This is a genomic window from Roseovarius sp. MMSF_3350 (assembly GCF_030733425.1).
Classification (GTDB): domain Bacteria; phylum Pseudomonadota; class Alphaproteobacteria; order Rhodobacterales; family Rhodobacteraceae; genus Roseovarius.
In genome coordinates this window covers 58,136-69,928 of record NZ_JASHIZ010000011.1, presented here as the reverse complement: position 1 = coordinate 69,928, position 11,793 = coordinate 58,136, and the positions used below count along the sequence as shown (strand labels likewise).

Sequence of the window (11,793 nt, the reverse complement as noted above, 5' to 3'; positions counted from 1 at the left end):
TCAATCCGATTTCTTCTCAAGAAATCGGTGCCGTGAGACGTCCTCTACCCGCTCCAGGCCTGGAACCCCACGGCGCCGCCATAGATCCCCAGCATCGTCAGGCTCTCCCACCCTATGTTCACCGGCCCCGACTTCTGGCGCAGGATCAGCCCGATCAGCAACACCGCCGTCATCGCCAGCCCCACCACGACCCAGAACAAGTCGCCCGTGCCGATGGCGTGATACAGCGACCCTTCGCGATAGCTGACATCCGACAGCGTCAGGAACAGCACATCGAACGTGTTGCCCCCGATGATCCCGCCCACGGCCAGCTGCAACGCCCCGCGCCGCACTGCGGCCAATGTCGTGACAAGCTCCGGCAGCGAGGTGACGACAGCCGTCATCAACGCACCCACCAATGCCGAGGACAGCCCCAGCTGCCCGGTCAGCGCAGCCGCCGACCGCGCGATCGCATACCCCGCCAGCCCCAGCAGCAGCATCAGCGCCAGGAACGGCACCAGCAGCGACACCACGCTTTTCTGCGCGTCTTCCTTGTCTTCCGGCTGGTCGGCCCGCGTTTCCTGAGTGTCCACCGCCCTCCACATCGGACTCTGCTGAACACCTACACTGGCATACGCGCCGAACAGGTAGATGCCCACGAGCACCACCGAGGCCGGATGCACCGACCAGAACGCCATCTCGGGCATCACGAAGGCCGCCAGCGGCACCACCATCATCAACATCAGCAGCGTGCTTTGAAACAGGTTCGCCAGGTCCGCCGCCGCATGTTCCAGGTTCGCCCGGCGATAGATCAGATCCGCCAGCGCCAGGAAGGCCGTCTGTGCCGCGATCCCGCCGACCCCGTTGGAAAACGCTAGGCTCGCATGACCATCCAGCGCGGACGTCATGGAAACCACGGTGCCCGACAGCGACGTCGCCGCGCCCAGCAGCAGCCCCCCCGTCACCGCCTCGCCCAGCCCTGTGCGGTCCGCGATCCGGTCCGCCATGCCCGTCATTTTCGTGCCGGCGACAAGAATGACCAGACCCGCCACGGCGAAGACGACCAGATTGGCGGTCAGGGAAAGGTCAGTGAGCATACCGGCCTAACCGCGCTGTCATTGGTCAGGTTCCATAAATGCAAGCCACGTTCAGCGCCGCGCCTCAGCGCGCACCACCTCGGGATTGAGCCGCATCACTGAAAGGTTCAGCGCGCCCGCGACGCTCACCCACGCCAGGTAGGGCACGAACATCAGCCCGGCCAGCCAGTCCACCTGCCACAGCTCGACCATGCTCCAGAACACCGCAATCCACAGCAGAACCAGCACGCCCAGCCCCAGCCGGATCCGGCGCAAGCCGAAGAAAACCGGCGTCCACAATCCGTTCAGCGCGATCTGCAGCGCCCAAAGCGCCATCGCCACGGAATTGTCGGGGCTCACCGCGGCGCGTGCGCCCGCCCCGGCCATCAGCAGGTACAGCGTCGTCCACGCCACCGGGAACAACCAGTTCGGCGGCGTCCATGCCGGTTTGTTGAGGTCCTCGTACCACTTGCCCGGCGGGAACAGCGCCCCCGTCGCACCCGCCGCAAAGCAGGCTGCAAGAAAAATGACAAAGCAAAGCCAGATCATGACCTCGACCTAGCGCGCCGCCCCGATACCGGCAAGGTCGGATCGTCCAGATCCCGCGCTTTCAGCGTCGCCATCGTGGAACACAGCGCGTCGCTCCAGTCGCGCCCGGGCGCCGGGTTCTCCGCCGCCGCCTCCACCAGGAAGGCGACCTCCGGCAAGGGCCGCGCGTGCAGCACCGCCGAGCGCGGCATCATCACCGTCCCCGCCGCCCTCAAGCTCGCCAGCATCAGCCAGCCCAGCTTCTGCGTGCCGGTCGTCCGCGCCCGGTGCGCGATGGAATCATGCTCCAGCCGCCGCAGCTGCCGCCCGATCCCGGCATAGATATACCGCGCCGCGAAAATCCCCGGCCGAGCGCTCGCTGGCAGCGTCGCCACTCCCGCCTCGGATCGGGCATAAAGGCCTTCGGCCTCGCGCAACAGCCGCGCGATCACACGGTGCAACGCCGGCGACATCTGCGGACCCGCCAGGAACCCCGCCTCGTCCAGCCCCTCGTCCTCCATCCAGTCACGCGGCAGATACAGCCGCCCCTCGCGGGCATCCTCGCCCACGTCGCGGGCAATGTTGGTCAGCTGCATCGCCACGCCCAGGTCGCACGCCCGCGCCAGCCCGTCGGCCTCGCGCATTTCCATCAACACGCACATCATCACCCCAACGGACGACGCCACCCGCGCCGCATAGGCGCGCAGCTCCGACAGGCTGTCATACCGCCTGCCATCCGCGTCCCAGGCCAGCCCCTCCAGCAGCGCCTCGGGCAGTGCCCGCGGCATGTCGAACCGTGCGACCATGGCGGCAAAGGCTCGATCCGCAGGCGCATTCCGCGGCACCCCGCGATAGGCCAGGTCCAAACGGTCCTGCAACCGCTGCACCGCCTCGGCCTTCTCCGAATGCAGATCCACCGAGTCGTCCGCCAGCCGACAGAACGCATATAGCGCCAGCGCCGGATCGCGGACACGCCTCGGCAACAGCTTCGAGGCCGCATGGAACGACCGCGACCCGTCCCGGATCGCCTCGCGGCAATGCGCCATGTCGGCGGCTTCCGTGCGCGTCAGTCTCATGTCACCCGCACCTCGTCCGCATCCGGCACCAGCTTGCCCAGCACCTCGGCGCTAGACACAACACCCGGCAGCCCCGCGCCGGGATGCGTGCCCGCCCCCACGAGATAGAGGCCCCGCACTTCCTCGCTCACGTTGTGCGGCCGAAAATAAGCGCTCTGAAGAATCCGTGGTTCCAGCGAAAAGCCCGACCCGTGCGGGCTCAGGTACCGGTCCCGGAAGGTCTCGGGCGTAAACACTTCCGAGGCGGTCAGATGATCCCCCAGCCCCGGCAGCAACTGCTCTTCCAGAACCGCCTGCACCTTCCGGCGATAGGTCTCCGCCATCGTGCCCCAGTCGACCGGATCGTCGAACCCCAGATGCGGCACCGGGCTCAGCGCATAGAACGTGTCGTCCCCCTCCGGCGCGGCACTCGGGTCCGTCACCGTGGGCCGATGCACATAAAGGCTCATGTCCTCGGCCAGCCTGCCCTTCAGGAATATGTCCTCGACCAGCCCCCTGTAACGCGGCCCGTTCAGGATCGTATGGTGCCCCGCATCCGCCCATTTCCCACGCGTGCCCTTCGTGCCGAAATACCACACGAATAGTCCCATCGACCACCGCGACCGCTTCAGCTTCGGTCCGGTCCAGCGCCGCTTCGGCACGCTGCGCATCAGCCGGTCATAGGTGTGCCCCGCATCGGCGTTCGACACGACCATGTCCGCTTCCAGAACTTTGCCGCCGGTCAGGCGCACTCCCGTCGCGCGCCTGTCACGCACCAGTATCTCGTCCACTTCCGCGCCTTGCCGGACCAGCCCGCCCTGATCGGCCACGACATCGGCCATGGCCCGCGCGATGGCGTCGACACCGCCCATGGCGTAATGCACGCCGAACGCCTTTTCCAGATGACTGACAAGGATATACATCGACGTGACGTTGAACGGATCCCCCCCGATGAACAGCGGATGAAACGAGAATGCCATGCGCAGCCGTTCGTCCTTGAACCGCCGCGCCGCATGGGCATAGACCGACCTGTGCGCACGCATAATTCCGAATCTCGGCAAGACCTTCACAAGGTCCCACAGCCGGTGCATCGACCGCCGCCCCAGATCCTCGAACCCGAAGCGATAGCGCCGCTCGCTGTCCTTCAGGAACCGCTCGTACCCTTTTACGTCACCGGGGCTCAGCCGCGCCACCTCTGCCCGCATCGCATCGGTATCCTGCCGCGCGGTAAAGCGGCTGCCGTCAGGCCAGCGGATCTCGTAGAACGGGTCCAGCGCGCGCAGATCCACGTCATCACGAAACCGCCGTCCACAGGCCGTCCACAGATCCTCAAATACCTCCGGCACCGTCACGATGGTGGGCCCCAGATCGAACCGATGCCCGTCGCGCCACAGGCTCGACCCGCGTCCGCCGGGGCCATCCAGTCGGTCCAGCACCGTCACGCGATAGCCCTTCGCGCCCAGGCGCATGGCCGAGGCTAGACCGCCCAGCCCTGCCCCGATCACCACCGCATGCGGCCGCGAGGCCTTCTCGGCCTGCTCACGAAGCGCAGGATCCAAACGTGTCAACATGTACTCAGACTACATGTGTCAAGTTAAGTTGACAATCGCCGAGTGAAGTTCTTTTATGGGCCGGAACGCGCTGGACAACCGGACGTCGCGATTGGCATGAATGGGACTGCCGACGCTCTCGTTGGCCGAAGGGGGGACAGGGTCATCCAAATCGTCAGCCTCAGCTTTTTCCGCTTCGCGCCGGGCCTCTCAAGGCTTTGGGCCTTCGCCATGATGGGCCTTGCCCGTCCCGCTTTGGCCCGCGTCCCCGGCATCGGCTTCTGGAAGCTCTGCGGCTCGGGCACCGGCGAGGGCTTCACGCCGAAACCCAACACCGGCGTCTATGCCATTCTCGCCACCTGGCCCGATCTCGCCACCGCGCAGCGTCAGACCGCCGAGGCCCCGATATTCCGGCGCTACGCCCGGCGTGCCTTCGAATGCTACACGCTCTTCATGCAGACCACTTCCGTGCGCGGTGCATGGTCCGGTACGACCCCTTTCGAACCCGAAGGAACAGCCGGCACCGGCCCCGTCGCAGCCCTCACCCGCGCCACGATCAAGCCCCTTGTCGCGTTGAAATTCTGGCGCCGCGTGCCCGACATCAGCACCGTCATCGGCGCCGACCCCAACGTCGCCTTCAAGATCGGCATCGGCGAGCTGCCGCTTCTGCACCAGGTCACCTTCTCCGTCTGGCCCGACACGGCGGACATGGCCGCCTTCGCCCGCCACGACGGCCCCCACGCCCGCGCGATCAAGGCCGTGCGCGACGGCGACTGGTTTCGAGAAGAACTCTACGCCCGCTTCAACATCGTTGCCGAATGCGGCACGTGGCAGGGTGCCAAGCCACTTAAACACCTGGGGGTCGGCGCATGAGCCTCGCCTTTCCGTTCTCCGCCATCGTCGGACAGGACACCATGAAACAAGCGTTGATCCTGACGGCCATCGACCCGGGACTGGGCGGCGTTCTGGTTTTCGGCGACCGTGGCACCGGCAAGTCCACCGCCGTCCGCGCCCTCGCCGCGCTCCTGCCGCCGATCACCGCCGTAAAGGGCTGTCCGGTCAATTCCGAGCGCCCCGAGGACTGCCCCGACTGGGCCACCGTCCCCGACACCGATCTGGTGGAACGCCCCACCCCCGTCGTCGACCTGCCCCTGGGCGTCACCGAGGACCGCGTCACCGGTGCGCTCGATATCGAACGTGCCTTGACCCGCGGCGAAAAGGCGTTCGAGCCGGGCCTTCTGGCCCGCGCCAACCGTGGCTATCTCTATATCGACGAGGTCAACCTGCTGGAGGATCACATCGTCGACCTCCTGCTCGACGTCGCCCAGTCCGGCGTCAACGCGGTCGAGCGCGAAGGCCTCTCCATCCGCCACCCCGCCCGCTTCGTGCTCGTGGGCTCCGGCAATCCCGAAGAGGGCGAGTTGCGCCCGCAGCTTCTCGACCGCTTCGGCCTCTCGGTCGAGGTCACCTCCCCCACCGATATCGACGAGCGGATCGAGGTCGTCCGCCGCCGCGACGCCTTTGACATGAACTCCGAGGCCTTCACCGCCAAGTGGCAACCCGAGGACGCAAAAATCCGCGACGCCATCCTCGCCGGCCGCAAAGCACTCCGCGAACTCGACGCGACAGACACCATACTGCGCGACTGCGCCGCCCTCGCCGTGGCCCTCGGCGCCGACGGCCTGCGCGGCGAGTTGACCCTGCTCCGCGCCGCCCGCGCCCTCGCCGCCTATCAAGGCGACAAGGCCATCTCCCGCGACCACCTCGCCACCGTCGCCCCCCTCGCGCTCAGCCACCGCCTGCGCCGCGACCCGCTGGACGAGGCCGGCTCCACCACCCGCGTCACCCGCACCGTCGCCGAAACCTTCGGATGACAGACGGGGCCGACACCGCCCGCACCCAGCGCGCCCTCGCGGCTCTGGCCGTGGACCCGGGCGGCCTCAAGGGCCTGACGTTCCGCGCCCGCATGGGCCCCGCCCGGCAGGCGTTCGAGACCGCCCTGCGCAAACTTCCCGGCCCGCAGCACCGCATCCACCCCGCCATCACCGACGACCAGTTGTTCGGCGGTCTCAACATCGCTGCCTCGCTGGCCGAAGGCCGCCCCGTCCGCGCGCCCGGCCTTGCCTACCTTCCTGCCACGCTCACCTTCACCATGGCCGAGCGCACGCCCCCCGGCCTCGCCGCCCGCCTCGCCCAACTCCTCGACGCGGATCACGGCCACGCCCTAATCCTGCTCGACGAGGCCGCCAGCGCGGACGAAGGCGCGCCGCAAGCGCTGCTTGACCGCCTCGCCTTTCATATCGAGCCGCCAGAGGCCGCCACCCCTGTCCGATTGCCAGCCGCCGCCGAACTCGACGCGGCCCGCGAGCGCTTGGCCGCCGTACAGGTCCCCAACGACGCCCTGCCGCTGCTTGTCACCCTCGCTGCCCGCTTCGTCATTCACAGCCTGCGCGCGCCCAGCCTCGCCCTGCGCGCCGCCCGCGCTCTCGCCGCGCTCGATGCCGAGATGACGATTACCCGCGGCCACCTCCAGGAAGCCACCGAACTGGTCTACCCCTCCCGTGCCACCATGATGCCCTCCAAGGCCGAGGGCCAAACGCCGCCCGACGCGCCCGAACCGGACCAGGCCGACAACGCGGCGGAATCCGGCGAGCAGTCCCTTACCGACCTGCCCGACGACATCCTCGTCTCCGCGATTGCAGCACTCCTGCCGTCCGACATCCTCGACCGCCTCGCCGCCAAGTTTACCCGCCCCGCCAATGCGGCGGGCAGCGGCGCGGGCGACCGCCGCCGCGGTAATCGCCGGGGCCGCCCCCTGCCGTCGCGCCCGGGCCGCCCCTCGGCCGAGGCCCGGATCGACCCCATCGCAACGCTCCGCGCCGCCGCCCCCTGGCAGATCCTGCGCCGCACCGGGCGCAACGCCGACCGCGAGCTTGTGATCCTGCCCTCGGACATCCGCATCAAGCGGTTCGAGGACCGCTCCGACCGCCTGCTCATCTTCACCGTCGATGCGTCCGGCTCCGCCGCCGTCGCCCGGCTGGCCGAAGCGAAAGGCGCGGTCGAACTCATGCTGGCCCAGGCCTATGCCCGCCGCGACCAGGTCGCGCTGCTGGCTTTTCGCGGCACCGGAACGGAGACGCTCCTGCCGCCCACCCGCTCGCTGGTGCAGGCCAAGCGCCGCCTCGCCTCGCTGCCCGGCGGCGGCGGCACGCCGTTGGCCTCCGGCCTGATGGCCGCCGGAGACCTCGCCCAACTGGCCCGGGGCCGCGGCCTCACCCCTATGCTTGTCCTCCTGACCGATGGCCGCGCCAACATCCCGCTCACCGGCGACCCCGACCGCGTCACCGCGAACGACGACGCCACCCGCATCGCCGCCAGCCTGCGCGCCCAGCGCCTGTCCGGCGTCCTCGTCGACACCTCCAACCGCCCCACCGACACGGCCCGCACCATCGCCGCCGCGCTCGGCGCGCGCTACCTCGCCCTGCCCCGTGCCGACGCCCACGGGATCAGCACCGCCGTCACCACGGCGCTCGGAGCCTGAGTGCCATGGACTGGGCTCGCGACCTGCCCGACTGGCCCCACGCCGACGCCTCGCGCCGCGTCCGCCACCGCCCGCACGACTGGCATGTGCAGGAATGGGGCACCGGCCCCACGCTCCTGCTGCTGCACGGCGCGGGCGCCAGCACGCACACATGGCGCGAACTCATCCCGCGCTTGTCTGAACATCACCACGTCGTCGCCCTCGACCTGCCCGGCCACGGCTTCACCCGTGCGGGCAGCGTTTCGCGCCTCGGTCTCGCCACCACCGCGGAAGATATCGCCGCCCTCTGCGCCGACCGGAACTGGCAGCCGATAGCGCTCATCGGCCACTCCGCCGGTGCCGCCGTCGCTCTCGACCTCGGCACGCGCCTGCCCGGCGCCCCCGCGGTCATCGGCCTCAACGCCGCACTCGACCGGTTCGAGGGCATGGCGGGCTGGATATTCCCGATGCTGGCCAAGCTGCTGGCGCTGAACCCGCTCACCGCCATCGCCTTCTCGGCCGGCGGCGCCCGCCCGAACCGCGCCCGCAACGTCATCCGCGCCACCGGCTCCACACTCTCCGAAGAGGGGCTCGGCTATTACAGCCGCCTCCTCGCCGACCGCGCCCATGTGGACGGCACGTTGCAGATGATGTCCCGCTGGAGCACCGACGCGTTGCTCGACCGCCTGCCCGAAATCGAAAGTGACGTGCTGCTGATCACCGGCGACCGCGACACAGCCGTGTCGCCACAGGTGTCGGACCGCGCCGCCGCACTTTTGCCCCATGCTGAGCGGATCACGCTGGAGGGCCTGGGCCACCTCGCCCACGAGGAAGCCCCCGGCCGCCTTTGCGACATCATGCTGGATTGGCTCCAGGGCAAATCTTTTTAGAAAAGATTTGCCAAAAGCTTTCTCAAAGCTTTTGGCCTCACCCCTGCCCGAGCGCCTTTTGCCCCTTCCGGCTGTAGCCCCGCGTCATCCGGTCCGCGATCATCGCCAGCGTCGCCATCCCGATCCCGGCAATCATCCCCACGCCGAAATCCCCGTTGTTGAGGCCGATATAGATCTCCTGGCCCAAATCGCTCGTGCCGACCAGCGCCGTGATCACCAGCATCGCGACCCCGAACATGATCGTCTGGTTCAATCCCAACAACAGTTGCGGCAAAGCCAGCGGCAACCGCACCCGCCACAGCATCTGCCACCGGGTCGACCCACAAGCCTTGGCCGCCTCGATCACCTCCGGGCTGACGCCGCGCAACCCGTGCTCGGCATAGCGTATCGCCGGCACGATGGCATAGGCCATGATCGCCAGCAGCGCCGTGAAATCTCCCAGCTTGAAGAACATCACGAAGGGGATCAGGATCACGAACAGCGGCATCGTCTGCAACGTGTCGCTTATGGGCCGCAGAAAGGCCGACACCGCATCGTTCTCCGACGCGATCACTCCCAGCGTCGTGCCCAGCAAAAACGACAGCGCCACCGCCAGCCCGCACAGGTAGAACGAAATCGTCGCCTCGGCCCAGACCCCCGCCAGCATCAGGAAGGACAGCCCCAGCGCCGTGCCAATCGCCAGCCGCCGCCCGCCCGCCTGCCACGCCAGCAACACCATCACTCCGGCGATCGACAGCCACGGCAGGCCCGTGATCCCGAAATAAAGCAGCATCGCCAGCAGCGCGACACCGATGGCCGCCCGCATCTGCCGCCGCACCAGCAACCACCCGGCCAACGCCGCCATCGCCACGGCGTAGCCGATCTTCATCGGCAGGGTGAACTCGAACCCCCAGGAGAACGGGCTGACCGTTTGCTCCAGCCCCATCTTCACCGGCAGCATCAGGTAAAACAGCGCCGTCGTCTTGATCGCCTTGATCGCGCCCGCGTATTCCACCAGCAGCCAGTTGAACGCATCGTTCATCGCGTCCGCCGGGTAGAGCTCCCAGGCCCGCGGATACTCCTGCAGGAACGGAAAAACCCGCGCCAGAACCAGCATCACGCCCGTGAACACCGCCGCCACGATCCAGTAGCGATAGCGGGCAATGAAACTCTCGTCCTCGCCTGCGTCCGGCGACCGCCCCATCGCGGCCCGCGCCGTGATCCGGTCCATGACCATCGCCATCAGCGCGATCACCACGCCCGCCAGGATCGCCTCGGCTACGTTCGCCTTGCGGATATGGGTCAACACCTCCCACCCGATATCCGACGTCCCCCCGATGATCGACGCGATGATGATCATCGAAAACGCCGCCAGCATCGTCTGGTTCACCCCCAGCAGGATCTGGCGCAGCGCGCTCGGCACCCGCACCCGCCAGAACATCTGGCCCGCCGTGGCCCCCGCCATCATGCCCGCCTCGATCACCTCTTCGTCGACACGGGCCAGCCCAAGCGTCGTGTTCCGCACCATCGGTGGCACCGCGTAAAGAACCGAGGCGATCAGCCCCACAACCGGCCCGAAACCAAAGAGGAGCAGGATCGGCAAGAGATAGGCAAAGACCGGGATCGTCTGCAACGTGTCCATCGTGGGCGTGATGACCCGCTCGGCCCGGTCGGAATAGAACGCCCAGGTCCCCACGCAGAACCCGATCGCCACCGCCAGCGGCACCGATACCATGACCAGCGCCAGCGAGTTCATCGACTCGTGCCAGTACCCGATCACGACCATGTAGAACATCGCCAGAAACGTGAACACGGCCAGCTTCCAGCCCGACACCGCGAAGGACGCGATCACCAGCAATCCCACCGTCAGCGCCCAGGGCATCCAGTGCAGCAGGCCGCGCACCCACGACATGGGATGGTCCATCACGTCCGAAAACGCGCGAAATGCCGGCCCTGCCGTATCGACCAACCAGCCCATCGCGGTATTCAACCACTCGGTCATCGGCCATTCCCACGCCTCGGGAAACTCCATTAGCCAGCCCAGCCGGTCGCGAAAGCCCAGCGCCACCAGAGTCAGGCCTATCAGCGCGAACCACGCCCAGTGCGTGCGGTCTCCGCTCATGCCCGGGCCTCCTCCGCGTCCGACAGTCGTGCCAGCGCCCGGACCACGCTTTGCGCCGTGACCACGCCGGTCACCGTGCCGCCCTGCTCCACCGCCAGCCCCTCGGGATGCGCCGACAGCATCGGCAACAGCGCCTCGACGGACAGCCCCCCCGACACCCGCTCGCGCCCCTCGGCGGATCCGGCATCGGGGTCCGTCACCTCATGGGCGCGCAGCACGCGGACCATCGGCACGTCATTGGTGAACTCGGCCACATAGTCATCCGCCGGATTGGTGATCAATTGCGCTGGCGTGCCGGTCTGGACCACGCGCCCGCCGCGCATGATCATCATCCGGTCTGCCACCCGCAGCGCCTCCAAGAAATCATGCGTGATGAACACGATCGACTTGTGCAGATCGTTCTGAATCCGCAGGAACTCGTCCTGCATCTGCCGCCGGATCAACGGATCGAGCGCCGAAAACGGCTCGTCCAGCAGCCAAAGATCCGGGTCCACGGCCAGCGACCGCGCGATCCCCACCCGCTGCTGCTGCCCGCCCGACAGCTGGTGCGGATAGCTCTTCTCGCGCCCTTCCAGCCCCACCAGCCCGATCACCTGCCCCACCCGCTTGCGGGTATGGTCCTGCGCCGCGCCTTGCAAGCTCAGCGGAAAGGCGATGTTCTCCCACACGCTCAGATGCGGCATCAGGCCGAAATTCTGGAACACCATGCCGATCTGGTGGCGGCGCACCTCGATCATCTCCTTGTCGGATTTCGCGCGCAGGTCCTCGCCGTCCAACAGGATCTCGCCATGGGTCGGCTCCACCAGCCGCGACAGGCAGCGCACCACCGTCGACTTGCCCGACCCCGACAGGCCCATGATCACGAAAATCTCGCCCACCGCCACGTCAAAGCTCACATCGGCGGCGGCAGGAATGGCGCCATCCTCGCGGATGCGCCCGGCCAGCGCCGGCGTCTCTTCCGCCGGCTCGCCGCCGGGAAAATACTGCTCCGGTTTCTTGCCGTAGACTTTCCAGATGTGGCGGCAGGACAGCCTCGGCTGGTCCGTCCCGGCGCCATCGCCCTCGCGCGTGTCGCTCATGCTGCCCCTGTCCCC

Annotated in this window: 10 protein-coding genes; 4 read left to right on the top strand and 6 right to left on the bottom strand. The window is 67.8% G+C overall.

The features are described from left to right. Nucleotides 1-44: 44 nt before the first annotated feature. Genes RBB31_RS11925 through RBB31_RS11910 form a run of 4 tightly spaced genes read right to left on the bottom strand, consistent with a single transcriptional unit; the run spans nt 45 to nt 4,209 of the window. Nucleotides 45-1,076 carry a sodium:calcium antiporter gene (locus tag RBB31_RS11925; protein ID WP_306129522.1) on the bottom strand — a complete coding sequence of 344 codons (1,032 nt, stop codon included), beginning with the start codon at nt 1,074-1,076 and terminating at the stop codon, nt 45-47. Between the two features lie 51 nt (nt 1,077-1,127). After that, nucleotides 1,128-1,604, bottom strand: a complete 477-nt coding sequence (locus RBB31_RS11920; RefSeq protein ID WP_306129521.1) for a TspO/MBR family protein — start codon at nt 1,602-1,604, stop codon at nt 1,128-1,130. Then, nucleotides 1,601-2,659: a 15-cis-phytoene synthase gene (gene crtB, locus RBB31_RS11915; RefSeq protein ID WP_306129520.1), complete on the bottom strand. Its 1,059-nt coding sequence runs from the start codon at nt 2,657-2,659 to the stop codon at nt 1,601-1,603. Before crtB ends, RBB31_RS11920 begins: the two co-directional genes overlap by 4 nt. Then, complete coding sequence (locus tag RBB31_RS11910) at nt 2,656-4,209, bottom strand: phytoene desaturase (RefSeq protein WP_306129519.1); 1,554 nt, start codon at nt 4,207-4,209, stop codon at nt 2,656-2,658. Before RBB31_RS11910 ends, crtB begins: the two co-directional genes overlap by 4 nt. A gap of 96 nt (nt 4,210-4,305) precedes the next feature. Here RBB31_RS11910 and crtA point away from each other — a divergent pair, with 96 nt between their 5' ends. The 4 genes from crtA to bchO are packed head-to-tail and all read left to right on the top strand — an operon-like array spanning nt 4,306 to nt 8,598. Next, nucleotides 4,306-5,061 (top strand): spheroidene monooxygenase, encoded by a 756-nt coding sequence (gene crtA / locus RBB31_RS11905; protein WP_306129518.1) that lies wholly within the window; start codon nt 4,306-4,308, stop codon nt 5,059-5,061. After that, nucleotides 5,058-6,062: a magnesium chelatase ATPase subunit I gene (gene bchI, locus RBB31_RS11900; protein ID WP_306129517.1), complete on the top strand. Its 1,005-nt coding sequence runs from the start codon at nt 5,058-5,060 to the stop codon at nt 6,060-6,062. Before crtA ends, bchI begins: the two co-directional genes overlap by 4 nt. Further along, nucleotides 6,059-7,729: a magnesium chelatase subunit D gene (locus RBB31_RS11895; protein ID WP_306129516.1), complete on the top strand. Its 1,671-nt coding sequence runs from the start codon at nt 6,059-6,061 to the stop codon at nt 7,727-7,729. Before bchI ends, RBB31_RS11895 begins: the two co-directional genes overlap by 4 nt. Before the next feature lie 5 nt (nt 7,730-7,734). Next, the gene (gene bchO, locus RBB31_RS11890; RefSeq protein ID WP_306129515.1) at nt 7,735-8,598 is read left to right on the top strand and encodes an alpha/beta fold hydrolase BchO; all 864 of its coding nucleotides are present in this window, start codon (nt 7,735-7,737) and stop codon (nt 8,596-8,598) included. A 37-nt stretch (nt 8,599-8,635) separates the two neighbouring features. On the opposite strand, the gene RBB31_RS11885 is transcribed toward bchO, so the two are convergent. Both RBB31_RS11885 and RBB31_RS11880 read right to left on the bottom strand, forming a co-directional pair. Beyond that, nucleotides 8,636-10,699, bottom strand: coding sequence for an ABC transporter permease subunit (locus RBB31_RS11885; RefSeq protein ID WP_306129514.1), 2,064 nt, complete (start codon nt 10,697-10,699; stop codon nt 8,636-8,638). Further along, nucleotides 10,696-11,778 (bottom strand): glycine betaine/L-proline ABC transporter ATP-binding protein, encoded by a 1,083-nt coding sequence (locus tag RBB31_RS11880; protein WP_306129513.1) that lies wholly within the window; start codon nt 11,776-11,778, stop codon nt 10,696-10,698. Before RBB31_RS11880 ends, RBB31_RS11885 begins: the two co-directional genes overlap by 4 nt. Nucleotides 11,779-11,793: the final 15 nt, after the last annotated feature.